Here is a 24,199-nt window from a genome sequence, read left to right as displayed (position 1 = left end):
CTTTTGCCTGATCCTGTAATCCGCGTCTGAATCTGGCGTCTGAAAGAGCGTTGCAGGACGAGTCAGCGCGACTCGTCCTCAGATCGCTTCCAGCTTGGCATACCCAAGCATCAGCCACTTGCTGCCTTCGTCGAAGTTCACTTGCACGCGAGCCTGTGCCCCGGACCCTTCAAAGTTGAGGATGACGCCTTCACCAAACACCGAGTGCTGCACGCGCTGGCCAAGGCTGAACGCCGTCTGCGGGATGTTGGCGTTGGCGAACAGGCTGCTGGCCTGGGTCTGCGCACCGCCGAAAGGACGGCTGACCGAATTGGACAAGCGTACTTCCTGAACCAGACCTGCCGGAATTTCCCGTACGAAACGCGACACCTTGTTGTACGTCTCGCTGCCATACAGGCGCCGGGTCTCGGCGTAGGTCATGATCAGCTGGCGCATCGCGCGGGTGATCCCGACGTAGGCCAGGCGGCGCTCCTCCTCAAGGCGGCCAGGTTCTTCCAGGCTCATCTTGTGCGGGAACAGACCTTCTTCCAGGCCGACCAGGAACACGTAGGGGAACTCCAGGCCCTTGGCGCTGTGCAGGGTCATCAACTGCACACTGTCTTCGTGCTCGTCTGCCTGGGCGTCGCCGGCCTCTAACGAGGCGTGACCGAGGAATGCCGACAGCGGCGAAAGATCGGCATCTTCCTCAGTGGATTCGAAGTTGCGCGCAGCGCTGACCAGTTCCTCAAGGTTTTCTACCCGAGCCTGGCCCTTTTCACCCTTTTCTTCCTGGTGGTAGATGATCAGCCCGGACTGCTCGATGACGGTCTGGGTCATGGTGTGCAGTGGCATCTCCATGACCTTGTTCGCAAGGTTTTCCATCAACTCGATGAAGCCGCCCAGGGCACTGGCCGCACGGCCTTTGAGTGCTTTGGCAGCGAGCAGCTGGCACATGGCATCCCACATCGACAGCTGGCTGTGGCGGGCATGTTCGCGGATGGCTTCGACCGTCTTCTCGCCGATGCCGCGGGGCGGTACGTTGATCACCCGCTCGAGTGCTGCATCGTTGCCGCGGCCTTCGAGCAGACGAAGGTAGGCCATGGCGTTCTTGATCTCGGCGCGCTCGAAGAAGCGCTGGCCACCATAGATGCGGTAGGGGATGCGCTCACGCAGCAGGGCTTCTTCGAGCACCCGCGACTGGGCGTTGGAGCGATAGAGGATGGCGATGTCGCTGCGCGAATTGCCGTCCTTGATGATGCGCTCGATGCTTTCGACCACGTAGCGTGCTTCGTCGTGCTCGTTGTATGCCGCGTACAGGGTGAGGGGTTCGCCTTCGCCCAGATCGGTCCACAGCTCCTTGCCCAGGCGCCCGCTGTTATTGGCGATCAGGGCGTTGGCGGCCTTGAGGATGCCACTGGTGGAGCGGTAGTTCTGCTCCAGGCGGATCAGTTCGGCGTCGGGGAAGTCGGCGGTGTATTGATGGATGTTCTCGATCTTCGCACCGCGCCAGCCATAGATCGACTGGTCGTCGTCGCCCACAGCCATCAGGCTTTCGCCACCGCCGGCCAGCAGGCGCAGCCAGGCATACTGCACGGCGTTGGTGTCCTGGAATTCGTCCACCAGCAGGTGGCGGAAACGGCGCTGGTAGTGCTCGAGCAGGCCGGGGTTGTCGCGCCACAGGTCGAGGGCGCGCAGCAGCAGCTCGGAGAAGTCGATGACCCCGGCGCGCTCGCAGGCCTGCTCATAGGCTTCGTAGATGCCGCGCATGGTCGCCAGGAACAGGTCGCCGCTGGCCTGGATGTGCTGCGGGCGCAGGCCTTCGTCCTTCTGGCCGTTGATGAACCACTGGGCCTGGCGTGCCGGCCAGCGCTGCTCATCCAGGCCCATCTCGCGGATCACTCGCTTGATCAGCCGCTGCTGATCGTCGCCGTCGAGGATCTGGAAATTCTGCGCCAGGCGCGCTTCCTGCCAGTGGGCACGCAGCAGGCGGTGGGCCAGGCCGTGGAAGGTGCCGACCCACATGCCAGCCGGGTTGATGCCCAGCAACTGCTCGATACGGTGACGCATCTCCGCGGCGGCCTTGTTGGTGAAGGTCACCGACAGAATCGAATGCGGCGAGGCCTGTTCGACCTGGATCAGCCAGGCGATGCGGTGCACCAGCACGCGGGTCTTGCCCGAGCCGGCGCCCGCGAGCACCAGTTGACGCCCACGCGGGGCTGCTACGGCCTGGCGTTGGGCATCGTTGAGGGAATTGAGCAGTAGGGAGAGGTCATCAGTGTGCATCCGGCCATTCTAGGTTGGCGCGGGGGCTGCGGGCAAATGGTCGGGCATTTGTGAAATCATGACACACAGCAGTTTGGCCCGGCCTCGCGCTTGTGTATGCTCCGTGCACGTTCGCGGCTGACCATTATAAGAACACTGCCATATGACCCAGAATTGCGTGGTGATCGACGCATCACCCGAATCGACAAGGAGCGTTCGCAGGCAATTCGCAACCCAGCTCTCCATCGAGCGGACCCGCCTGCTTTACCAGGGCTCCTTGCTGCCCACCCTGTTCATGTTGCTCAACGGCCTGCTTTGCGCCTGGCTGCTGTGGAGCCCTGCCCGCTATCTGCTGGTCGGCGTGTGGATGGTCTGGTTACTGGCGCTGGTGGCCTTGCGGGTGATCCAGGTGGCGGCCTTCGATGCGGCCTCGCCGGAGCGTCAGGCCAAGCCGACCTGGTGGCGGATGTTTCTCGGTGGTTCGGCCTTCAGTGGCCTGACGCTTGGCTGTGCCGCCCTCGCGCTGGTACCGGTGGACAGTTTCGTCCAGCAGGCCTGGGTTTTCGGCCTGCTGGGCGCAGCGGCGCTGTCGGCGAGCGTCGCCTACGCGGTCAGCCTGCCGGCCTTTCTCAGCTTCGTGTTACCCGGCCTGTTGCCGCCGATCGGATTTCTGTTCTTTTATCAGGACGGGTTGCAGCGCGGCTGGGGCTGGCTTGGCCTGATCCTGCTCGGCGCCCTGATGGTGGTGGCCTGGCAGGTCAATCGTCTGATCGAGCGCGGTCTGCTTCGGCGCTTCCAGAACCAGGCATTGATCGAGCATCTGCAGGGTGCGCAACGCCATGGCGAGCAATTGAACCAGGCCTTGAGTGCAGAGATCCGCCACCGTCGTCACGCCGAAGAGCAATTGCGCCAGGCGCAGGCCGGCCTCGAGCTGCGGGTGAGCGAGCGAGGCCGTGAGCTGGCGCTTGCCACCCAGGCCCTGGGTGCGAGCGAGCAGCGCCTGAGCCTGGCGCTGGAGGCTAGCGAACTGGGACTGTGGGACTGGGACCTGCAAACCGACGAAGTCCATCACACCCAGTTGCATGCCTTGTTCGGCCTGGAGCCTGGGCAGGTGCGCTCGGTGCGTGCCGACCTCAAGCCGCGCTTGCATCCCGACGATCTGCCGCTGCTGCGTCGCACGCTGGTCGAGCACCTCAAGGGCCGCAGCGACGACTATCGTGTCGAATACCGGGTGCGCCACACGCAAGGTCGCTGGTGCTGGATCGAGGACCGGGGACGGGCGGTCGAGCGTGATGCCGACGGCAAGGTCCTGCGCATGCTGGGTACCCGTCGTGACATCACCGCACAGAAGGAACAGGAAGAACAGCAGCGGCTGGCTGCCACCGTGTTCGAAGCGGCGAGTGAAGGCATCGCCATCCTCGATGCGCACTACCAGTTGCTGGCGGTCAACCAGCGATTCTGCGATCTCACCGGCTATGGGCGCGAAGACCTGATCCTGCGTGACCTGCTGGAGCTGCCCTGCAGCCGCGACGCCCGTCGGCACAGCCAATCGATTCACCAGGCCCTCGAGCAGCAAGGGCGCTGGGAGGGCGAGCTGGTCGAGGCGCGCAGTAATGGCGAGCTCTACCCGCAATGGTTGCAGCTCAATGGCGTGAGCGATGGACGGGGCAACATCAGCAATATCGTGGCGTTCTTCACGGACCTGTCGGCGCGCCGTGAGTCGGAGGAGCGCCTGCGCTATCTCGCCCACTACGATGACCTCACAGGCCTTGCCAACCGAGCGCTGTTCCGCCTGCGCCTGCATGAGGCGGTGCAGCGTGTGCGCTTGAACGGCCGCAGCCTGGCGCTGCTGCATGTCGATCTGGACCGCTTCAAGCTGCTCAATGAAAGCCTTGGGCACGAACTGGCCGACCAGTTGCTGAAGAAAATGGCCCAGCGCCTGGCCAATGCGGTGCCGGAGGCCGACACCGTGGCGCGTATTTCCGGCGACGAGTTCGCCGTGCTGTTCGATGGCTACAGCAATCTTTCCAGCCTGGTGCGGGTCACCACACGCCTGCTCGACAAGCTGCGGGTGCCGCAGCGAGTGGGCGGTCATGAGGTGGTGATCAGTGCATCGGTGGGCATCAGTGTGTTGTCGGAGGCCACTTTCGACCTCAACGCTTTGGTCAGTCAGGCCGACATGGCCAAGCAACACGCCAAGCACCTGGGGGGCGACAGCTTCCAGTTCTATACCGAAAGCCTGCGTGCCAGTACCCTGGAACGCCTGCAACTGGAAAACGATCTGCGCAAGGCTCTCGACGAAAACCAGCTGCGGGTCTACTTCCAGCCCAAGCTGTGCCTGCGTTCCGGCCGTCTGCATGCCGCCGAGGCGCTGGTGCGCTGGCAGCATCCGCAGTGGGGCATGGTGCCGCCGGGCGAGTTCATCGGGCTGGCCGAAGAAACCGGGTTGATTGCGCCGATGGGTGAGTTCGTCCTGCGTCAGGCGTGTTGGCAGGCATGTGAATGGTTGCGCCAGGGCTGGGAGATCCGTGTGTCGGTCAACCTGTCGGTCTACCAGTTGCGCCAGGGCAAGGTGGTCAGCCTGGTGCGTCAGGTACTGCAGGAGACCGGACTGGCGCCGCACCTGCTGGAGCTGGAGCTGACCGAAAGCCAGTTGCTCGACAATGTCGAGCACATCATCGCCACCTTCCAGCAACTGCACGCATTGGGCGTGAAGCTGGCGATCGACGATTTTGGTACCGGCTATTCATCGCTGAGTTACCTCAAGCGCTTTCCGGTGGACTACGTGAAGATCGACCAGGCGTTCATTCGGGGCCTGCAGGAGGGCAGCCAGGATGCCGCGATCATCCGGGCGATCATCGCCATGGCCAAGAGCCTGGGGCTGGAGGTGGTGGCCGAGGGGGTGGAAACCCAGGAGCAGCTGGCATTCCTGCGTGAGCAGGGGTGCGACGAGGCGCAGGGTTACCTGATCAGTCGACCGATCGATGCCGCAGCGTTCAAGGCATTGCTGGAGCGCTCGCGAAGATGACCTGCGCCCCGGCGGCAAGTGCCGGGGCGGGAAATGGTCAGAGGTGCCAGTGTCGGCCCTGATGCGCCAGGAGGCTATTGGCCTGCTCCGGCCCATTGCTGCCTGCCGGGTAGGTCCGCGGTGCCTGGAAGTGGTCCTCCCAGCCTTTGAGGATCGGGTCGATCCAGGCCCACGCAGCTTCCACTTCATCGCGGCGCATGAACAGCGTCGAGTCACCATCCAGTACATCCAGCAGCAGGCGCTCGTAGGCCTCCCAGCGGCGTGTCTGGGCGAAGGCCTGGGCCAGGTTCAGGTCCAGCTCGACCGGCGCCAGACGCATGCCGCGGCCGGGGCTCTTGGTCATCATGCGCAGGCTGATGTGCTCGTCGGGTTGCAACTGGATCAGCAACTGGTTGACCTGGCCGCCGGCGAACAGCTCATGGGGCACCGGTTTGAACTGGATGACGATCTGCGACGAGCGCCGAGCCATGCGCTTGCCGGTGCGCAGGTAGAACGGCACCCCGGCCCAGCGCCAGTTCTCGATATGGGCCTGCACGGCGACGAAGGTTTCGGTATCGCTGTCGTTGTCGACATCTTTCTCGAAGTAGTAGGCCGGGACCTCCTGACCGCCAATCTTGCCGGCGCTGTACTGGCCGCGTACGGTCTTGTCCTGCACGTCCTGGCCGGTGATGGGGCGCAGCGCACGAAGGATCTTCACCTTCTCGTCGCGCACCGCCTCGGCCTCAAACTGTGCCGGTGGCTCCATCGCCACCAGGCAGAGCAGTTGCAGCAGATGGTTCTGCAGCATGTCGCGGGTAGCGCCGGCGCGATCATAGTAGGCGCCGCGGTTCTCGACCCCGAGGGTTTCGCAGACGCTGATCTGCACATGATCGACCTGGCTGTTGCGCCATACAGGCTCCAGCAGGGCATTGGCGAAGCGCAGGGCCATGAGGTTCTGCACCGTCTCCTTGCCCAGGTAGTGATCGATGCGAAACACCTGGGATTCGTCGAATACCGCGCCGATGGCTTCGTTGATCGCCGTGGCCGATTCCAGTGAATGGCCGATGGGCTTTTCCAGCACGATGCGCGCTTCGCTGTCGGCAAGCCCGGCCAGGCGCAGGTTGTTGGCGATGGGCACGAACAGGTTGGGGGCGGTGGCGAGATAGAAGATCCGGGTCAGGCCACCGGGCTCGCCGAGGTAACGGGCCAGGCGCCCGAAATCGGCGCCTTGGGAGGCGTCCATGGCGAAGTAGTCAAGGCGTGCCGAGAAGCGCTGCCAGACCTCCTCGTCGAAGTCGTTGCGGGCGATCTGTGCCCGGCAATGACGCTCGGTGAGCTTGAGGTAGTCGTTGCGCGGCAGGGAGCGGCGGGCCAGGGCGATGATCCGCACGGCGTTGTGCAGGCGACCCTCGCGGTAGAGCTGATAAAGCGCCGGCAGCAGCTTGTGCAGGGCCAGGTCGCCCGTGCCGCCGAAAACCAGAATGTCGCAAGGGATACTCAAGCCACCACTCTCCCACGTTCGTTTAGCTGGGCGGTCAGCCGGTCATGTAGTATAACTACAAGATAGCTACATCCCGGCCAGCCGATCATAACCGAGTCCAGCCTGTGAATCTGTTGCAACATATCGCTCAATCGCGCCACCTGCTGCGCAAATCGGAACTGAAAGTGGCCGACCACGTGCTGCTCGATCCGGCTGCCGTCATGCACAGCTCGATGGCCGATCTTGCCCACAGTGTTGGTATCAGCGAGCCGACCATCGTGCGTTTCTGCCGCGCCATCGGCTGTTCGGGCTTCCAGGACCTCAAGCTCAAGCTGGCGCAAAGTCTGGCGGCAGGCGCCAGCTTCGGCCAGTTCGCCATCCATGAAGACGATTCGGTCGCCGACTACAGCCTGAAGATTTTCGACACCACCTTGCACACGCTGATGGAAGTGCGCGAGCACCTCGACCCGCAGGCGCTGCAGCAGGCGGTCAGTGCCATGGCCCAGGCGCAGCGCGTGGAGTTCTATGGCTTCGGGGCTTCCGGTGCGGTCGCCGCCGATGCCCAGCACAAATTCTTCCGCCTGCTGCTCAGCGCCGCAGCCTATTCCGACCCGCACATGCAGGCGATGTCGGCGGTGACCCTCAAGCCGGGTGATGTCGCCGTGTGCATCTCGCAGTCGGGGCGTTCGAAGGACTTGCTGATCACCGCCAACCTGGTGCGTGAAAGCGGCGCCAATCTCATCACCCTGTGCCCGAGCCAGACGCCGCTGGCGGAGCTGTCAACCGTCAACCTGGCGATTGATGTGCACGAAGACACCGAGATCTACACCCCGCTGACTTCGCGCATTGCCCACCTGGTGGTGATCGATGTGCTGGCGATGGGCGTGGCCATGGCCCGTGGCCCGAGCCTGGTCAACCACCTCAAGAGCGTCAAGCGCAGCTTGCGCAGCCTGCGCTTGTCGCCCAAGTCGATCAAGGCTACCGACGACTGATCGCGCTGCCACCGCACCGGCCGCTGTGGGAGCGGGTTTACCCGCGAAAGGGCCGGTACGGGCAATTAAAATTCACGATTCTGTCACCATTTCTCAGCCAAACCGTAAACCCTCGGGGCCACCCTGAAACTCCCGCACCCGATCTGGGAGACAGGCAATGGCAAACGATCATTTCGGTTCGTACCAACCCAACGCCAAGGCTCGCAAGCAGGCTGAGAAGGATCAACGTCGCATGGAATATCGACGTGCGATCGAAAGCTACTGCGACCAGCGTCAACTGTTGCGTGATATCGCCGACTACCCTGAGCTGCAAGACATCACGGTATGGCAGGTGGCGACGGCAGCTTCCCAGAAAATCGCTCCACAAGCCCGCTGATTTTCGCGCGTTCGCTACGAATGAACGCAAGAAATGCCAAGGCCACCGGCGATTGCCGCTTGGCCTTGGACTGCACCACGCACCAGCTGCGGTACAGTGGCAGTTCCTCGACGGGCAATTCCCTGAGCATCCCGGTGGCCAGCTCCATGTTCACTGCATGGCGAGTCAGCAGGGCGATGCCCAAACCGGCGATCACGCATTCGCGCTGGGCGTCGGCCGAGGCCACTTCCAGGGTCTGGGTGAAGTGCACGCGCTTGTCCTTGAAGTACTCCTCGCAGGCTTTGCGCGTGCCCGAGCCTTGTTCGCGGATGAGCAGGGTATGAGGCTCCAGGTCCTGCAGGCGCAAGCGGTCGAGCTTGCACAACGGGTGTTCCGGTGGCGCCACCGCGATGATCGGGTTGTTGAGAAACGGCAGGAACTCCAGACCCATGTCCTGCGGCACCATCGACATGATGATCAGGTCGTCGCGGTTGTCGGACAGGCGTCGGATGGCCTGGGCGCGATTGACCACCGTGAGGGTGAGGTTGACCTCCGGGTGTCGTTGCTTGAAGGCGGCGAACAGGTGTGGCACGAAGTACTTCGCACTGGATTCGATCGCCAGTTTCAATTGCCCCTGCAGTGAGCCCTGCATGTCCGACAGCTGCATGTCGAGGTTTTCCAGGCGCCCGAAGATGTCGCGGCTGGCACGTTGCAGTGCCTCGGCGGCTTCGGTCAGGTAGAGCTTTTTGCCGACGTACTCGAACAGCGGCTGGCCGACCAGCTCTTCGAGCTGGCGGATCTGTAGACTTACGGCGGGTTGCGTAAGCGCCATCTCTTCTGCCGCGCGGCTGTACGAGCGCAAATCACACACTTCGTTAAAGATCTGCAGCTGACGCAAAGTCATACGCATCAAGGACTTACGCATTTATGCCCAGGCTCCGGCAAAACCTTGTTACCCCACTATAAGCTTTTGCTAATACAGCCCCTAACAAATATTGATTTTTGTTTATTCACCGGTGGCGCTAGTTTGAAGGTGCGACTGGCCAGCGACGTCTGGTCACGCGCCGACCGGTGTAACCGGATCGTCTGTTCCTACGGCTTTGGGAAGACTCCAGTGATAAAAAAAATCCTGATCGCCAACCGGGGTGAAATCGCAGTTCGGATCGTGCGTGCCTGCGCCGAGATGGGCATTCGCTCTGTCGCGATCTTTTCCGACGCCGACCGTCACGCGTTGCACGTCAAGCGCGCCGACGAGGCCTACAGCATCGGTGCCGAGCCTCTGGCCGGTTACCTGAACCCGCGCAAGCTGGTGAACCTTGCTGTGGAAACCGGCTGTGACGCCTTGCATCCGGGCTACGGTTTTCTATCGGAAAACGCCGAACTTGCGGAAATCTGCGCCGAGCGTGGCATCAAGTTCATCGGCCCTGCCGCCGAGGTCATCCGTCGCATGGGCGACAAGACCGAAGCGCGCCGCACGATGATCCAGGCCGGTGTCCCGGTGACCCCAGGTACCGAAGGCAACGTGGCCGACATCCACGAAGCCCTGAGCGAAGGCGAGCGCATCGGTTATCCGGTGATGCTCAAGGCCACCTCCGGTGGCGGCGGGCGTGGTATTCGCCGCTGCAACAGCCGCGAAGAGCTGGAACAGAACTTCCCGCGGGTGATTTCCGAAGCCACCAAGGCGTTCGGTTCCGCCGAGGTGTTTCTCGAGAAATGCATCGTCAATCCCAAACACATCGAGGCGCAGATTCTCGGTGACAGCTTCGGCAACGTGGTGCATCTGTTCGAGCGCGACTGCTCGATCCAGCGCCGCAATCAGAAGCTCATCGAAATCGCCCCGAGCCCGCAGCTGACGCCGGAACAGCGCGCCTACATCGGCGACCTAGCCGTACGGGCCGCCAAGGCAGTCAACTACGAGAACGCCGGTACCGTGGAGTTCCTGCTTGCCGATGGCGAGGTGTACTTCATGGAGATGAACACCCGAGTGCAGGTGGAACACACCATCACCGAGGAAATCACCGGCATCGATATCGTGCGTGAGCAGATCCGCATCGCCTCGGGCCTGCCGCTGTCGGTCAAACAGGAAGACATCCAGCATCGCGGCTACGCGTTGCAGTTCCGGATCAACGCCGAAGACCCGAAGAACAATTTCCTGCCCAGCTTCGGCAAGATCACCCGTTACTACGCCCCCGGCGGCCCGGGCGTACGTACCGACACGGCAATCTATACCGGCTACACCATTACACCGTTCTACGACTCCATGTGCCTGAAACTGGTGGTCTGGGCGCTGACCTGGGAAGAAGCCATGGACCGTGGACTGCGAGCCCTGGATGACATGCGCCTGCAGGGGGTCAAGACCACCGCCGCGTATTACCAGGAAATCCTGCGCAACCCGGAATTCCGTAGCGGCCAGTTCAATACCAGCTTCGTGGAAAGCCATCCGGAACTGACCAACTACTCGATCAAGCGCAAACCCGAAGAGCTGGCCCTGGCCATCGCCGCCGCCATCGCCGCCCACGCAGGCCTGTGAGGAATTCAACAATGTCCAAGAAAATCCATGTAACCGACACAATCCTGCGCGACGCCCACCAGTCCTTGCTGGCCACCCGCATGCGCACCGAAGACATGCTGCCGATCTGCGAAAAGCTCGACAAGGTCGGCTACTGGTCGCTCGAAGTCTGGGGCGGCGCGACCTTCGATGCCTGTGTGCGCTTCCTCAAGGAAGATCCGTGGGAGCGCCTGCGCCAACTGCGCGCCGCGCTGCCCAATACGCGCCTGCAAATGCTGCTGCGCGGTCAGAACCTGCTGGGCTACCGTCATTACAGCGATGATGTGGTCAAGGCCTTCGTGGCCAAGGCTGCAGTCAATGGTATCGACGTATTCCGTATTTTCGACGCCATGAACGATGTGCGTAACCTGCGCGTGGCCATCGAAGCGGTGAAGGCCGCCGGTAAGCACGCCCAGGGCACCATCGCCTACACCACCAGCCCCGTGCACACCATCGAGGCCTTCGTGAACCAGGCCAAGCAGATGGAATCCATGGGTTGCGACTCGGTCGCGATCAAGGACATGGCCGGCCTGTTGACGCCGTACGCCACCGGCGAGCTGGTCAAGGCGCTGAAAGCCGAGCAGTCGCTGCCGGTGTTCATCCACTCCCATGACACCGCCGGCCTGGCCGCCATGTGCCAGCTCAAGGCTGTGGAGAACGGCGCCGACCATATCGACACCGCCATCTCCAGCTTCGCCTGGGGCACCAGCCACCCGGGCACCGAGTCGATGGTTGCCGCGCTCAAGGGCAGTGAGTTCGACACCGGGCTGGACCTGGAGCTGCTGCAGGAAATCGGCCTGTACTTCTACGCCGTGCGCAAGAAGTACCACCAGTTCGAGAGCGAGTTCACCGCCGTGGATACCCGCGTGCAGGTCAACCAGGTACCCGGCGGGATGATTTCCAACCTGGCCAACCAGCTCAAGGAGCAGGGCGCCCTCAACCGTATGAACGAAGTGCTGGCGGAGATCCCGCGTGTGCGCGAAGACCTCGGCTTCCCGCCGCTGGTCACCCCGACCTCGCAGATCGTAGGCACCCAGGCGTTCTTCAACGTGCTGGCCGGTGAGCGCTACAAGACCATCACCAACGAAGTGAAGCTGTACCTGCAAGGTGGCTACGGCAAGGCGCCAGGTGTGGTTGACGAGAAGCTGCGCCGCCAGGCGATCGGCAGCGAAGACGTCATCGATGTGCGCCCGGCCGACCTGCTCAAGCCGGAAATGGCCAAGCTGCGCGCCGAAATCGGCAGCCTGGCGCACAGCGAGGAAGACGTGCTGACCTTCGCCATGTTCCCGGACATCGGGCGCAAGTTCCTCGAAGAGCGTGAAGCCGGAACCCTCAAGCCCGAAGTCCTGCTGCCGATCCCGGAAGCCGGTGCTGCAGCCTCCGTGGGCGGTGAGGGTGTACCGACCGAGTTCGTCATCGACGTGCACGGCGAGACCTACCGCGTCGACATCACCGGCGTGGGCGTCAAGGCCGAAGGCAAGCGTCACTTCTACCTGTCCATCGACGGCATGCCGGAAGAAGTGGTGTTCGAGCCGCTCAACGATTTCGTCGGCGGCGGCAGCAGCAAGCGCAAGCAGGCCAGCGCGCCGGGTCACGTCAGCACCACCATGCCGGGCAACATCGTCGATGTACTGGTCAAGGAGGGCGATGTGGTCAAGGCCGGGCAGGCAGTGCTGATTACCGAAGCCATGAAGATGGAGACCGAGGTGCAGGCGGCCATCGCCGGCAAGGTCGTTGCCATCCACGTAGCCAAGGGCGACCGGGTGACCCCGGGCGAGATCCTGATCGAGATCGAAGGCTGATCGACAGCCTTCGAATACAAGCGGTTTAGCTCATGGGGAGCGGTTGCTCCCCTTTTTTTATGTTGGGTTCAAGGCCCGATCGCGGGGCACCCCGCTGGTTCTGAAACTGGCGGGGTACCGGTGGGAGCGGGCTTGCCCCGCGATTGCGTCAGGCCAGGCGACACGCTTCCAGGGTTTTCACCTGACCTTCAGGCCGCTGGTTCTCCACGCTCAACCAGCGCTCGAACCCCGCCGCCACTGCTGGCCACTCCCCGTCGGTGATCGAATACCAGGCGGTGTCGCGGTTCTGGTCCTTCACCACCATGTGCTGGCGGAACACGCCTTCGAAGACAAAACCGAAGCGCAGCGCCGCGCGCTTGGAGCGGGCGTTGGCATCGTTGCATTTCCACTCCAGGCGTCGATTGCCCAGCTCGAAACCGAGCTTGCTCAACAGGTAGACCGCCTCGGTACCCTTGGGCGTGCGCTGCATGGCCGCGCCAAAGGCGATGTGGCCGATCTCGAAGCGCCCCTGCTCGGGGACGATCGACATGTAGCTGAGGATGCCCTGCACCTGCCCGTTGTGTTTGTCGATGACGCTATAGAACAGCGGATCGCGGCCCGCTGCGTTGCCTTGCAGCCAGCAGTCGAAGTCGGCGCGTTCGGCGAACGGGCCGTAGGGCAGGTAGTTCCACAGCACCGGGTCCGATCCCGGGCCTTGCAGGACTTCCCACAGGTCGTCGCTATGGCGCGCCGGGTCGAGTTTCTCCAGGCGGATGAAGCGGCCATCGAGGGGGGAGGCGTCCGGTGTCGCAGCGGGTTTCCAGTTCAGGGTCATGGTCGGCCTACAGTGCTTTGCGAAATTGAATGAAGCCCGGGCGCTCGGCGACCTGCTCGTACAGACTGATGGCCGTGGCGTTGGTCTCGTGGGTCAGCCAGTGCACCTTGATGCAGCCAGCGGTCTTGGCGGTGGCGTAGACGTGTTCGATCAGCTGGCGGCCGATACCCAGGCCGCGCTGCTCGCCGTCGACGTAGAGGTCTTGCAGGTAGCAGGAGTTCTCGATGCTCCAGTTGGAACGATGATAGATGTAGTTGACCATCCCCACCGCCTTGCCATCGACCCAGGCAAGGGCCGAGTGGGTGGGTTCGCTGGGGTCGAGCAGGCGCTGCCAGGTATTGGCCGTGACCTCGTCGGCGAGGGTGGTCTGGTAGAAGCGCAAGTAGGCCTGCCACAGGGGCAGCCAGGCGGCGTGGTCTTCGAGAGTGACCGGGCGCAAGGTGACGTTGGACATGGTGGTTTCCTTCAGAGCGAACGCATCTGCGCCGCGAGTTGGTTGTCGAGTGGGTCGGGGCTGTTGGCCAGGCCTTCGCGCACGCCTTGGACATCTTCGGCGCTACGGTTCTGGCTGAGCTTGCGGGCGCCCTGGATGCGGGTGATGGGCAGGCGGATGCCGACGATGGCGCGGAGCATGCCATCGATGTAGTCGGCGGGGGCGTCGGAGACCTTCCAGGGGGTGGCGCGGCCTTGTTCATGCAGGTCGGTCAGGCGGCTGACGATCTCCAGCAGGGGCGCCGGGTCATGAATGACCTCGACCGGGCCGTGGGCATGCACCGCGACGTAGTTCCACGTGGGCACCACCTTTGGATTCTCCAGCTTGCTCGGGTAGTAGCCGGGGCTCACGTAGGCATCGGCGCCCTGGAAAACCAGCAGGGCTTCACCGCCTCGCTCCAGGTCCTGCCACTGGTGGTTGGCGCGGGCCAGGTGGCCGTATACCGTACCGAACTCGCCTTCGCGGGTGTCCACCAGCACTGGCAGGTGGGTCGCCAGCAGGCCGTGCTCTCCGTGGCTGACCAGCGTGGCCAGGCGCGTCTGCAACATCTGCTGGTGCAGACGTTGAAGATCGTGTTCCTGATGAGGCTTGGCGTTGTACATGGCGAAGTCCTTGTTTGATGACATCATCCTAGGCAGGCTATTGGTTCTGTGTAAGAGCCATTTACCGCTGATTTGACAGGTCCAATGTCATGAGTGAGCGTCCTCTCGTTTTGCCTTTCGACCCCTCCGGCATCGTGCTGGACCGCCGCCGCGGCCTCAGCCAGCAGCTTTACCAGGCACTGCGCGCGCGGGTTTTGGACGGCCGGCTGAGCAGTGGCACGCGGCTGCCGGCCACTCGTGACCTGGCTTCGGTGCTGGCGCTGTCGCGCAACAGCGTGGTGCGTGCCTATGACCAGTTGTACGCTGAAGGCTTCATCGAAAGCCGAGTCGGGGATGGCACCTACGTGAGTCGGCTGGCAAAACTGTCCACACAGTTATCAACAAGGTTATCCCAGGGGTTATCAACAGAGTTATCCACATTTCCACCCGATGACACTGAGGATTTATCCAGTTCAACGCGTTCCAGCGCACCCTTGGAGCGCTTGAAATCACACCATCTTTCACCGCCTAGAACCGGGGCTCCGAGGGCTTTTCGGGTCGGTATTCCCGCGTTCGATCTGTTCCCGTTCGACGTCTGGGCCAAGCTGCAAGCGGGTTTCTGGCGTGATCCCGATCCTGCGCTGCTTGGTTACGGCGACCCGGCCGGGGAGCCTGTGCTGCGCGAACTGATTGCGGCCTACATGCGTCGCTCGCGAGGGCTTTCGTGCACCGCTGAACAAATTGTGATCACCAGTGGTGCACAGCAGGCCATCAGCCTTTGTGCACAGCTGCTGCTGCAACCGGGCGAGGAGGTGGCTGTGGAAAACCCGGGCTATCGCGCCGCGGGGCATGCCTTTGCCCTGGCCGGAGCGAAGGTGCGCGGTGTGGCGATAGACGAGGAAGGGCTGGTGTGCGAGCAGCTCGCCCAGTTGCGCGACTGTCGCCTGGCCTACGTGACGCCTGCGCACCAATACCCGACCGGCGTCACCATGAGCCTGGCGCGACGCTTGTCGTTGCTGGCCTGGGCCGAACGCCAGGATGGCTGGATCATCGAGGACGACTACGACGGCGAATACCGCTACAGCGGCGCACCGCTGGCGCCCCTTGCAGCGCTGGATCGCCAGCAGCGGGTGATCTACGTCGGCACATTCGGCAAGATCGCCTTCCCCGCGTTGCGCCTGGGTTACCTGGTGCTGCCGCCGCGACTGGTGCAGGCCTTCAGCCAGGCGCGTGCATTGGCGGTGCGGCATTCCGAAGTCGGGACGCAGTGCGTGATGGCGCAATTCATGGCTCAGGGGCACTTCCAGCGGCATATACGCCGCATGCGTCGGGCGGCGCTGGCGCGGCGCAATGTGCTCAAGGCCGGCTGGCCGCTGGATGTGCCGGGGCTGGGCGCAATGCCGGAAGTGGCCGCGGGGCTGCATGTGAAAGTGGATGTGGATAACTTCGCGCGGGAGCAAGCGCTGGTGGCCAGGGCAGAGGCGGTGGGAGTGGAAGTGCACCCGCTGAGTGCTTACTGGCTGGAAGACAGCGAGGTGCCTGTGGATAAGCGGGCAGGGCTGGTGCTGGGTTTCGCTGCGGTGCCCGAGGAGGAGATTGCCGGGGCGTTGATGCGATTGCGCCGGGCTTGGCGATAAGGCGTTGGATCGCGTTGTCTGTTTCGGGGGCAAGCCAGCTCCTACTAAAGAGCCTGTAGGCGCTGGCTTTGCGCGCGAAGCAGGCGGCTCAGGTACCGGACTTGATCCGCGTCCAGGCCCGGGTTCGTGCCCGTTCGGCTTCTTTGCTCAGCGGCTTGAGGGTATACAGCGTGGTCATCGCCTCAGCCGTCGGGTACAGGTTCGGGTTGTTGCGAATCTGTGGGCTGACCTTTTCGGTCGCGTCCTTGTTCGGGTTGGGGTAGCCGACGAAGTCGCTGATCGGCGCGATCACCTCTGGACGCAGCAGGTAGTTGATGAAGGTGTGGGCGTCGTCCGGGTTCGCTGCATTTTTCGGAATGGCCAGCATGTCGAACCAGATCGGCGCGCCTTCCTTGGGCAGGCGCATGTCCACCACCACGCCATTCTTGGCTTCGCGCGCACGGTTGGCGGCCTGCGAGAAGCTGCCGGAGTAGCCCACTGCCACGCAGATGTCGCCGTTGGCGATATCGGCCATGTACTTCGAGGAATGGAAGTAGGTGACGTGCGGGCGGATCTTCATCAGCAGCGCCTCGGCCTTCTTGTAGTCCTCGGGCTTGTCGCTGTTGGGTGACAGGCCCAGGTACTGCAGGGCCAGCGGCAGGATTTCCGACGGCGAATCAAGCAGCGCCACGCCGCACTGCTTGAGTTTGGCGATGTTCTCTTCCTTGAAGATCAGGTCCCAGCTGTCCACCGGTGCGTTGTCACCCAGCGCGGCCTTCACCTTGGCTGGGTTGAAGCCGATCAGGATGGTGCCGTACATGTAGGGCACGGCGAACTTGTTGCCTGGGTCGTTGGCCTCGATCAGCTTCATCAGCGTTGGGTCCAGGTGCTGCCAGTTCGGCAGCTTGCTGCGGTCCAGGGGTTGGAAGACCCCTGCCTCGATCTGCTTGGCGAGGAACACGTTGGAGGGCACTACCACGTCATAGCCGGAGTTGCCGGTCAGCAGCTTGGCTTCCAGTGCTTCGTTGGTGTCGAAGATGTCGTAGATCAGTTTGACCTGGGCATCCTTCTGGAAGTCGACCAGGGTCTGCGGAGTGATGTAGTCGAACCAGTTGTACACCCGCAGGGTGCGTTGTTCGGCATGGACCTGAAGGCCACCAGCCAGCAGGCCGGCAGCAACGAGCGGGGCTAACAGACGCTTGAATGGACGCATGATCAGGCTCCTGGCTGAGCGCGCTGGAACCCTTCCAGCACATTGACCGCATTGATGCCGATTTCCTCGACGGCATAACCACCTTCCATCACGAACAGGGTCGGCTTGCCGAGTTGGGCGATGCGCTTGCCCATCTCCAGGTAGTCCGGGCTGTCGAGCTTGAACTGGGAGATCGGATCGTCCTTGAAGGTGTCTACACCGAGCGAGATCACCAGCACATCGGCGTCGAAGGCGGCAATGCGTTGGCAGGCATCTTCGAGGGCGGCACTCCAGGTGGCCCAGTCGCTACCTGCCGGCAGAGGATAGTTGACGTTGCAGCCCTCGCCCGCGCCCTCGCCGGTTTCGTCGGCATAGCCGAGGAAGAACGGGAACTCGTCGGTCGGGTCGCCGTGGATCGAGGCGAAGAACACGTCGTTACGGTCGTAGAAGATGTCCTGGGTGCCGTTGCCGTGGTGGTAGTCGACATCGAGGATCGCAACCTTGCGCCGGCCCTGGTCGAGGAAGGCCTGGGCAGCGATGGCGGCGTTGTTCAGGTAGCAGTAGCCGCCCATCACTTCGGCGGCAGCGTGGTGCCCTGGCGGACGGCACAGGGCAAAGGCGGCATGGGCGCCGTTCTGGATCGCGGCCTGCCCGGTCAGTGCGACTTGCGCTGCGCTGTAGGCGGCCTGCCAGGTGCCGGCGGTGATCGGTGCGCCGCCGTCGAAGCTGTAGTAGCCCAGTTCGCCGTGCAGGCCGGTGGGTTTGATCTGGCGCAGGGTGCGTGCTGGCCAGGTGAAGGGCAGCAGGTCGCCCTCCTGGTTCATGGCCGCCCAGCGCGCCCAGGCGCCTTCGAAGAAGTCCAGGTAGGCGGCGCTGTGGATGCGCAGCAGCGGCGCGCGGCCGAAGTCGGTCGGGCCCTGGATCGGGCCGATGTCGCGGTGCTGGACGCGGGCGAGCACATGGTCGGCGCGCGAGGGCATCTCGAAACACGGCATCAGCTTGCCGTCGATCAGCTCGCAGCGGCCGTGGTGCAGGCGATGGTCATCGGAATAGATCGTCAGCATTTGTTGTTCTCCGAAGGTGACTGGCGTGGGTCCATTGTGGTGGGCGGGCCAGGTGGAGAGAACGTTGCAAACGGCCAAAAGGGGATCGATATGGCCACTGGCGATGGCCGGATCGGGTGGTTTGGGGATATTTCCGGCCTATTGCCCCGCGGCTGGACGGGTGCCGACTACCCCCGAAAATGGCTGGGCGCCACGCCACTCCAGCGCTGGAACGCGTGCCGGAAGCTTGCCGTCTCGCTGAATCCAAGGGTTTCGGCGATCCGGTAGATCGGCATCTGGTCTTCGGCGAGCAACTGTTTGGCCCGTTCGAAGCGCAGCTCATCGAGCAGCTGTTGATAACTGCTGCCCAACGCCTGCAAGTGTCGCCGCAAGGTGCGCGACGAGCAGTTCATCTGCCGCGCCAGGCCCTCGAGCCCAGGTGCCGCATCGAGCTGCTGCATCAGCAGCTGGCGAATGCGCCCCAGCCAGGCTTGGCGACCAGTGAACTCCAGGTTCAGGCGCCTGCAGCGTTCGGCCATGGCTTTGTGGGTGATGGGGTCGGCCAGGGGCAGTGGCATATCGAGCCAGCGCCGTTCGAAGGCAAAGGCGTTGTCTCGCGATTCGAAGCCCGTCGGGCAGGGGAATGCACCGGCGTAGAGCAGATGGTAGGCAGGGCGTGCGTGTTCGAAGCGTGCCGCCAGCAAGGGTAGCGGCCGGCCAAGCAGGTCATCGCAGATGACTTTCAGCGAGACCAGGCAGAATTCGGCATTGAACGCTGCCAGTGCTGGCCCCTCGCGATAATCGCTGGCGCTCAGCCAGACACGCTGGCCATCGTCGACCAGGCGCAACTGGAAGATTGTTCCCAGCAGTGCCGGATAACGCAGCGCCAAGCGCAGGGCGTCACCCAAAGTGGCACTCGAGAGCAAGGCGTAACCGAGCATGCCGTAGCACGACACATGCATCCGCCGCCCCAGCTCCAGGCCGATCTCCTCGCGTCGGGCGACTGCATTGGCACACACCTGCAGCTCTTGCTGGGTGGTGATGCGTGCATCGGGATGGCCCAGGTCTGCCGGGCCTATGCCGCTGCCGGCGAGCAGTTGCGAGGCGGTACAGCCCTCTTCCTGGAAGACGTTGAGAATCAACGAAACTGCGTTGAGGGTGGTGAGGTGGCTGTGCAGCATGCTCGGCATCCCGTGGGGGTGAGGGGCATTATCGAGCAAGGAGTGTGCCGGGAACCGTTTGCCGGTGCTGGGTATAAAAAAAGGGCCCGGAGCGTGCGCTCGGGCCCTTGAAAGGTTGAGAGGTGTCTAGTCCCTCGACCTGGTGAGACAGGTTGCAGCGTTCGGGTTACGCCTTCAGCGGAACCAGACGTGGAGCGATCATGTTTTCTGGGCGCAGGATGTCGTTGAGCATCGCTTCGTCCAGCAGCTTCTCTTCGCGCACCAGTTCCAGCACGCCGCGGCCGGTTTCCAGGGCGACGCGGGCGATACGGGTGGCGTTTTCGTAGCCGATGTACGGGTTCAAGGCGGTGACCAGGCCGATCGAGTGCTCGACCAGTTCACGGCAGCGCTGTTCGTTGGCAGTGATACCGACGATGCAGTGTTCGCGCAGCATGTCCATGGCGCGTTGCAGCAGGCGGATCGAGTCGAAGATCTTGTAGGCGATCAGCGGTTCCATCACGTTCAGCTGCAGCTGGCCACCTTCGGCGGCGACGGTCAGGGCCAGGTCGTTGCCCATGATGGCGAAGGCGACTTGGTTGACCGCTTCCGGGATAACCGGGTTGACCTTGCCTGGCATGATCGAGCTGCCTGGCTGGCGCGCCGGCAGGTTGATCTCGTTGATGCCGGTGCGCGGGCCGCTGGACAGCAGGCGCAGGTCGTTGCAGATCTTCGACAGCTTGACCGCGGTGCGCTTGAGCATGCCGGAGAACAGCACGAAAGCGCCCATGTCGGAGGTGGCTTCGATCAGGTCGGCCGCCGGAACCAGCGGCTGGCCGCTGATGGCTGCCAGGCGTTGTACCGCCAGGGCCTGGTAGCCCGGGTCGGCGTTGATGCCGGTGCCGATGGCGGTGCCGCCCAGGTTGATTTCGGTGAGCAGTTCCGGCGCCAGCGAACGCAGACGGTTGAGGTCTTCGGTCATGGTGGTGGCGAAGGCACGGAATTCCTGGCCCAGGGTCATCGGCACGGCGTCCTGAAGCTGGGTACGGCCCATCTTCAGTACGTGGCTGAACTCTTCACCTTTGGCAGCGAAAGCCTGGATCAGGCTGTCGAGGCTGGCCAGCAGGGCGTCGTGGCCCAGCAGCAGGCCGAGGCGGATGGCGGTCGGGTAGGCGTCGTTGGTCGACTGCGCCATGTTCACATCGTTGTTCGGGTGCAGGTACTGGTACTCACCCTTCTGGTGACCCATGGCCTCCAGTGCGATGTTGGCGATGACCTCGTTGGCGTTCATGTTGGTAGAAGTACCAGCACCGCCCTGGATCATGTCCACCACGAACTGCTCGTGGAAGTCGCCACGGATCAGGCGGGCACAGGCCTCGCTGATGGCGGCGTGCTTGGCATCGCTCAGGTGCCCCAGCTCACGGTTGGCGTCAGCAGCGGCCTGCTTGACCATCGCCAGGCCGACTACCAGTTTCGGGTAGTGCGACAGCGGAACGCCGGAGAGGTGGAAGTTGTTGGCAGCGCGCAGAGTCTGGATGCCGTAGTAGGCATCGGCAGGGACTTCAAGGGTACCAAGCAGGTCTTTTTCGACGCGGAACGATGCAGCGGAGGACATGACGGATATCATCTCGATTTAAACCCGGCACCTGCCGGAATGCCGCCAATCCTAGGCCTCGGCAGATTTTGCGGCCAATGCTGTTAGACGCTAACCTATGCACAAACGGCATACGGTTTGATGTGACGCCGATTGACAATCGAGCGTGTTCCATTTTGGTGCACGCCTGCGGAGCTTCTCGATGAACCTTGAAAGCAAGTGGCTGGAAGACTTCAGTGCTCTGGCCTCCACACGCAGTTTTTCCCAGGCGGCGGAGCGCCGCTTCGTGACGCAGCCGGCCTTCAGTCGACGCATCCGCAGCCTGGAAGCGGCATTGGGGCTGACCTTGGTGAATCGTTCCCGCACGCCGATAGAGCTGACTGAGGCGGGTCAGCTGTTTCTCGTTACCGCGCGTACCGTTGTCGACCAGTTGAGCGAAGTTCTCCGCCATTTACATCATCTGGAAGGTGGTCAGGGCGAGGTGGTCCAGGTTGCGGCGGCGCACTCGCTGGCGTCCGGCTTCTTCCCGCGCTGGGTGGCCCAGTTGCGCAACGACGGCATGAACATCGCCACCCGCCTGGTGGCCACCAACGTGGGCGATGCAGTGCATGCCTTGAGGGAAGGTGGCTGTGACCTGATGCTGGCCTTTTACGACCCTGACGCCGCCTTGCAGATGGATGCCGAGATCTTCCCATCGTTGCACATGGGCACCACCGAAATGCTGCCAGTCTGTGCCGTCGGGGCCGATGGCAAGCCGCTGTTCGACCTGGAAGGCGAGGGCAGCGTGCCGCTTCTGGCCTACAGCGCAGGGGCATTCCTCGGGCGATCCGTCAGCCTGCTGCTGCGCCAGCGCAACCTGCGCTACACCACGGTGTACGAAACGGCGATGGCCGACAGTCTCAAGAGCATGGCGCTCGAAGGCATGGGTATCGCCTGGGTGCCGCGCCTGTCGATGCGCGGCGAGCTGGAGCGTGGTGAGCTGGCGATCTGCGGCTCCAGCCAGTGGCACGTGCCGCTGGAGATTCGCCTCTACCGCTGCGCCCTGGTGCGCAAGGCGAACGTGCGCCTGCTGTGGCGCAAGCTCGAAGGTGGAGCGCTGGCGGGCGCAGTTGACTCGAAAGTCAGTCAAAGCCCCGAAAAATAAGGCCGACAGTTGGTCGCCAGGGGTGCCTCGAATGCCTAACGTTACGGTATACTGCGCGGCCCCTCGACTGGATCGATCCGGTCATGATCAGCAAACAAGCCACGCCGGTCGTCCCGCGTGGCTTGTTGTTTTTTGACGGCGCCCAAGGGCGCACAAGCGAAGAGGCTCGACGATGAGTGCACTGGTTGGCGTGATCATGGGCTCCAAGTCCGATTGGTCCACCCTTAGCCACACCGCCGATATGCTGGAAAAACTCGGCATTCCCTACGAGGTGAAGGTGGTGTCCGCCCACCGGACCCCGGACCTGCTGTTCCAGTACGCCGAAGAGGCCGAAGGCCGCGGCATCGAGGTGATCATCGCCGGCGCCGGTGGCGCTGCGCACCTGCCGGGCATGTGCGCCGCCAAGACGCACCTGCCGGTGCTGGGCGTACCTGTGCAGTCCTCGATGCTGTCGGGTGTCGATTCACTGCTGTCGATCGTGCAGATGCCAGCCGGCATCCCGGTTGCCACCCTGGCCATCGGCAAGGCTGGCGCGATCAACGCCGCGCTGCTGTCGGCAAGCATCCTGGGTGCCAAGCACCCGCAGTACCACGCGGCGCTCAAGCAGTTCCGCGCGGAGCAGACCGAAACCGTCCTGGACAACCCGGACCCCCGCCAGGCTTGAGGCTCACGACATGAAGATCGGTGTAATCGGTGGCGGCCAACTGGGTCGCATGCTGGCCCTGGCGGGCACTCCGCTGGGCATGAACTTCGCCTTCCTCGACCCGGCACCGGACGCCTGCGCCGCCCCCCTGGGCGAGCACCTGCGTGCCGACTACGGCGACCAGGACCACCTGCGCCAACTGGCCGACGAAGTCGACCTGGTGACCTTCGAGTTCGAGAGCGTCCCCGCGGAAACCGTGGCCTTCCTGTCGCAGTTCGTGCCGGTCTACCCAAGCGCCGAAGCCCTGCGCATCGCGCGCGATCGCCTGTTCGAGAAGAGCATGTTCCGCGACCTGGGCATTCCGACCCCGGCCTTCGCCGACATCCTTTCGCAGGATGACCTCGACGCGGCAGTGGCCAGCATCGGCCTGCCGGCCGTGCTCAAGACCCGCACCCTGGGTTATGACGGCAAGGGCCAGAAGGTCCTGCGCAAGCCAGAGGACGTGGTCGGCACCTTCGCCGAGCTGGGCAGCGTCCCTTGCCTGCTGGAAGGCTTCGTGCCGTTCACCGGCGAAGTCTCGCTGGTTGCCGTGCGAGCCCGCGATGGCGAGACGCGCTTCTATCCGCTGGTGCACAACACTCATGACAGCGGCATCCTGCGCCTGTCGGTGGCAAGCGATGCGCATCCACTGCAGGCGCTGGCTGAGGATTACGTCGGCCGTGTGCTGCACAAGCTCGACTATGTTGGCGTGATGGCGTTCGAGTTCTTCGAGGTCGACGGTGGCCTCAAGGCCAACGAGATCGCCCCGCGCGTGCACAACTCCGGGCACTGGACCATCGAAGGCGCCGAGTGCAGCCAGTTCGAGAACCACCTGCGGGCCGTCGCCGGCCTGCCGCTGGGCTCGACGGCCAAGGTCGGCGAGAGCGCCATGCTCAACTTCATCGGCGAAGTGCCTGCGGTCGACAAGGTCGTGGCCATCGACGACTGCCACCTGCATCACTATGGCAAGGCGTTCAAGGCGGGGCGCAAGGTCGGTCACGCCACCCTGCGCTGCAAGGACATGGTCACGCTCAAGGCCAAGATCGCCGAAGTAGAGGCGTTGATCGTCGGCTGATCGAACTTCTGCCTGCAGCAGGCCCTCTGAGATGGCAACACGCCAAAGCGCTGTCTAGGCTTTGGCGTGTTCCATCTTTACTGTGGAGGGATTGCCATGGGCATCATCGGAACCATCTTCATCGGCCTGATCGTCGGCTTGCTGGCGCGTTTCCTGAAACCCGGGGACGACAGCATGGGCTGGATCATGACCATTCTGCTCGGCATCGCCGGCTCCCTGGTGGCCACCTATGGCGGGCAGGCCCTGGGTATCTACCAGGCCGGACAGGCGGCGGGCTTCTTCGGTGCCCTGGTTGGCGCCATCGTGCTGCTGGTGATCTACGGATTCATCAAGAAGCGCTGAACACAGGCTAGAATGCGCGGCAATTCACTTGAGTTGCCGAG

Annotated in this window: 20 protein-coding genes; 10 read left to right on the top strand and 10 right to left on the bottom strand. The window is 63.3% G+C overall.

The annotated features are described in order from the left end of the window. Positions 1–78 precede the first annotated feature (78 nt). On the bottom strand, positions 79–2,262 hold the full coding sequence (uvrD, locus tag AB688_RS01910; RefSeq protein ID WP_063541860.1) for a DNA helicase II: 2,184 nt from the start codon (positions 2,260–2,262) through the stop codon (positions 79–81). A gap of 142 nt (positions 2,263–2,404) precedes the next feature. On the opposite strand from uvrD, the gene AB688_RS01905 reads away from it, so the two are divergent. Further along, entirely contained in the window at positions 2,405–5,269 is a 2,865-nt protein-coding gene (locus tag AB688_RS01905) for an EAL domain-containing protein (protein WP_063541858.1), read from the top strand. A 37-nt stretch (positions 5,270–5,306) separates the two neighbouring features. On the opposite strand, the gene zwf is transcribed toward AB688_RS01905, so the two are convergent. Further along, positions 5,307–6,749: a glucose-6-phosphate dehydrogenase gene (zwf, locus tag AB688_RS01900; protein WP_063541856.1), complete on the bottom strand. Its 1,443-nt coding sequence runs from the start codon at positions 6,747–6,749 to the stop codon at positions 5,307–5,309. 104 nt (positions 6,750–6,853) lie between these two features. Between zwf and hexR the strand changes: the two genes are divergently transcribed. Beyond that, positions 6,854–7,720 (top strand): transcriptional regulator HexR, encoded by an 867-nt coding sequence (gene hexR / locus AB688_RS01895; protein WP_003253273.1) that lies wholly within the window; start codon positions 6,854–6,856, stop codon positions 7,718–7,720. 157 nt (positions 7,721–7,877) lie between these two features. Then, positions 7,878–8,096, top strand: a complete 219-nt coding sequence (locus tag AB688_RS25990; protein ID WP_081255179.1) for a PA3496 family putative envelope integrity protein — start codon at positions 7,878–7,880, stop codon at positions 8,094–8,096. Here the strand turns inward: AB688_RS25990 and AB688_RS01890 are convergent. Further along, the gene (locus tag AB688_RS01890; RefSeq protein ID WP_063541854.1) at positions 8,038–9,000 is read right to left on the bottom strand and encodes a LysR family transcriptional regulator; all 963 of its coding nucleotides are present in this window, start codon (positions 8,998–9,000) and stop codon (positions 8,038–8,040) included. The two genes, AB688_RS25990 and AB688_RS01890, sit on opposite strands and share 59 nt — an antisense overlap. A gap of 189 nt (positions 9,001–9,189) precedes the next feature. On the opposite strand from AB688_RS01890, the gene AB688_RS01885 reads away from it, so the two are divergent. Both AB688_RS01885 and oadA read left to right on the top strand, forming a co-directional pair. Next, on the top strand, positions 9,190–10,605 hold the full coding sequence (locus AB688_RS01885; protein ID WP_063541852.1) for an acetyl-CoA carboxylase biotin carboxylase subunit: 1,416 nt from the start codon (positions 9,190–9,192) through the stop codon (positions 10,603–10,605). An 11-nt stretch (positions 10,606–10,616) separates the two neighbouring features. Beyond that, positions 10,617–12,425 carry a sodium-extruding oxaloacetate decarboxylase subunit alpha gene (gene oadA / locus AB688_RS01880; protein WP_063541850.1) on the top strand — a complete coding sequence of 603 codons (1,809 nt, stop codon included), beginning with the start codon at positions 10,617–10,619 and terminating at the stop codon, positions 12,423–12,425. 148 nt (positions 12,426–12,573) lie between these two features. Here the strand turns inward: oadA and AB688_RS01875 are convergent, their stop codons facing one another. From AB688_RS01875 to AB688_RS01865, 3 genes are read right to left on the bottom strand one after another with little or no spacing between them, the layout of a single operon-like run. Next, positions 12,574–13,239 (bottom strand): GNAT family N-acetyltransferase, encoded by a 666-nt coding sequence (locus AB688_RS01875; protein WP_063541848.1) that lies wholly within the window; start codon positions 13,237–13,239, stop codon positions 12,574–12,576. A gap of 7 nt (positions 13,240–13,246) precedes the next feature. Further along, entirely contained in the window at positions 13,247–13,693 is a 447-nt protein-coding gene (locus tag AB688_RS01870) for a GNAT family N-acetyltransferase (RefSeq protein WP_063541846.1), read from the bottom strand. Between the two features lie 11 nt (positions 13,694–13,704). Further along, positions 13,705–14,334, bottom strand: coding sequence for an FMN-binding negative transcriptional regulator (locus tag AB688_RS01865; RefSeq protein ID WP_063541844.1), 630 nt, complete (start codon positions 14,332–14,334; stop codon positions 13,705–13,707). 89 nt (positions 14,335–14,423) lie between these two features. Here AB688_RS01865 and AB688_RS01860 point away from each other — a divergent pair, with 89 nt between their 5' ends. Beyond that, complete coding sequence (locus AB688_RS01860) at positions 14,424–15,950, top strand: PLP-dependent aminotransferase family protein (protein WP_063541842.1); 1,527 nt, start codon at positions 14,424–14,426, stop codon at positions 15,948–15,950. A gap of 88 nt (positions 15,951–16,038) precedes the next feature. Here AB688_RS01860 and AB688_RS01855 read toward each other — a convergent pair whose 3' ends face one another. From AB688_RS01855 to aspA, 4 genes are all read right to left on the bottom strand, one after another. Beyond that, positions 16,039–17,142 (bottom strand): polyamine ABC transporter substrate-binding protein, encoded by a 1,104-nt coding sequence (locus AB688_RS01855; RefSeq protein ID WP_063541840.1) that lies wholly within the window; start codon positions 17,140–17,142, stop codon positions 16,039–16,041. A 2-nt stretch (positions 17,143–17,144) separates the two neighbouring features. Beyond that, positions 17,145–18,185, bottom strand: a complete 1,041-nt coding sequence (locus AB688_RS01850) for a histone deacetylase family protein (protein ID WP_063541838.1) — start codon at positions 18,183–18,185, stop codon at positions 17,145–17,147. Positions 18,186–18,352: 167 nt separating this feature from the next. Then, positions 18,353–19,345 carry an AraC family transcriptional regulator gene (locus AB688_RS01845; protein WP_054892967.1) on the bottom strand — a complete coding sequence of 331 codons (993 nt, stop codon included), beginning with the start codon at positions 19,343–19,345 and terminating at the stop codon, positions 18,353–18,355. Positions 19,346–19,511: 166 nt separating this feature from the next. Further along, positions 19,512–20,936: an aspartate ammonia-lyase gene (gene aspA / locus AB688_RS01840; RefSeq protein WP_054892966.1), complete on the bottom strand. Its 1,425-nt coding sequence runs from the start codon at positions 20,934–20,936 to the stop codon at positions 19,512–19,514. 181 nt (positions 20,937–21,117) lie between these two features. Here aspA and AB688_RS01835 point away from each other — a divergent pair, with 181 nt between their 5' ends. From AB688_RS01835 to AB688_RS01820, 4 genes are all read left to right on the top strand, one after another. Then, positions 21,118–22,059 (top strand): LysR substrate-binding domain-containing protein, encoded by a 942-nt coding sequence (locus tag AB688_RS01835; RefSeq protein ID WP_054892965.1) that lies wholly within the window; start codon positions 21,118–21,120, stop codon positions 22,057–22,059. A 172-nt stretch (positions 22,060–22,231) separates the two neighbouring features. Then, positions 22,232–22,723 (top strand): 5-(carboxyamino)imidazole ribonucleotide mutase, encoded by a 492-nt coding sequence (purE, locus tag AB688_RS01830; RefSeq protein ID WP_054892964.1) that lies wholly within the window; start codon positions 22,232–22,234, stop codon positions 22,721–22,723. A gap of 10 nt (positions 22,724–22,733) precedes the next feature. Continuing rightward, positions 22,734–23,816, top strand: coding sequence for a 5-(carboxyamino)imidazole ribonucleotide synthase (locus AB688_RS01825; protein WP_063541836.1), 1,083 nt, complete (start codon positions 22,734–22,736; stop codon positions 23,814–23,816). A gap of 96 nt (positions 23,817–23,912) precedes the next feature. After that, a complete protein-coding gene (locus tag AB688_RS01820) occupies positions 23,913–24,158 on the top strand; it encodes a GlsB/YeaQ/YmgE family stress response membrane protein (protein ID WP_054892962.1) in 246 nt (81 codons plus the stop codon). Positions 24,159–24,199: the final 41 nt, after the last annotated feature.

This window comes from Pseudomonas putida (assembly GCF_001636055.1).
Lineage (GTDB): Bacteria > Pseudomonadota > Gammaproteobacteria > Pseudomonadales > Pseudomonadaceae > Aquipseudomonas > Aquipseudomonas machongensis.
Note: the sequence above shows the minus strand (reverse complement) of the source record. Positions and strands in the feature narration are given on the sequence as shown.

Excerpts from the sequence above, each read along its gene's own strand:
- uvrD (WP_063541860.1), bottom strand. The coding sequence starts at position 2,262 with ATGCACACTGATGACCTCTCCCTACTGCTCAATTCCCTCAACGATGCC.
- AB688_RS01905 (WP_063541858.1), top strand. The coding sequence starts at position 2,405 with ATGACCCAGAATTGCGTGGTGATCGACGCATCACCCGAATCGACAAGG.
- AB688_RS25990 (WP_081255179.1), top strand. The coding sequence starts at position 7,878 with ATGGCAAACGATCATTTCGGTTCGTACCAACCCAACGCCAAGGCTCGC.
- AB688_RS01890 (WP_063541854.1), bottom strand. The coding sequence starts at position 9,000 with ATGCGTAAGTCCTTGATGCGTATGACTTTGCGTCAGCTGCAGATCTTT.
- oadA (WP_063541850.1), top strand. The coding sequence starts at position 10,617 with ATGTCCAAGAAAATCCATGTAACCGACACAATCCTGCGCGACGCCCAC.
- AB688_RS01875 (WP_063541848.1), bottom strand. The coding sequence starts at position 13,239 with ATGACCCTGAACTGGAAACCCGCTGCGACACCGGACGCCTCCCCCCTC.
- AB688_RS01870 (WP_063541846.1), bottom strand. The coding sequence starts at position 13,693 with ATGTCCAACGTCACCTTGCGCCCGGTCACTCTCGAAGACCACGCCGCC.
- AB688_RS01865 (WP_063541844.1), bottom strand. The coding sequence starts at position 14,334 with ATGTACAACGCCAAGCCTCATCAGGAACACGATCTTCAACGTCTGCAC.
- AB688_RS01860 (WP_063541842.1), top strand. The coding sequence starts at position 14,424 with ATGAGTGAGCGTCCTCTCGTTTTGCCTTTCGACCCCTCCGGCATCGTG.
- AB688_RS01855 (WP_063541840.1), bottom strand. The coding sequence starts at position 17,142 with ATGCGTCCATTCAAGCGTCTGTTAGCCCCGCTCGTTGCTGCCGGCCTG.
- AB688_RS01850 (WP_063541838.1), bottom strand. The coding sequence starts at position 18,185 with ATGCTGACGATCTATTCCGATGACCATCGCCTGCACCACGGCCGCTGC.
- AB688_RS01845 (WP_054892967.1), bottom strand. The coding sequence starts at position 19,345 with ATGCTGCACAGCCACCTCACCACCCTCAACGCAGTTTCGTTGATTCTC.
- aspA (WP_054892966.1), bottom strand. The coding sequence starts at position 20,936 with ATGTCCTCCGCTGCATCGTTCCGCGTCGAAAAAGACCTGCTTGGTACC.
- AB688_RS01835 (WP_054892965.1), top strand. The coding sequence starts at position 21,118 with ATGAACCTTGAAAGCAAGTGGCTGGAAGACTTCAGTGCTCTGGCCTCC.
- purE (WP_054892964.1), top strand. The coding sequence starts at position 22,232 with ATGAGTGCACTGGTTGGCGTGATCATGGGCTCCAAGTCCGATTGGTCC.
- AB688_RS01825 (WP_063541836.1), top strand. The coding sequence starts at position 22,734 with ATGAAGATCGGTGTAATCGGTGGCGGCCAACTGGGTCGCATGCTGGCC.
- AB688_RS01820 (WP_054892962.1), top strand. The coding sequence starts at position 23,913 with ATGGGCATCATCGGAACCATCTTCATCGGCCTGATCGTCGGCTTGCTG.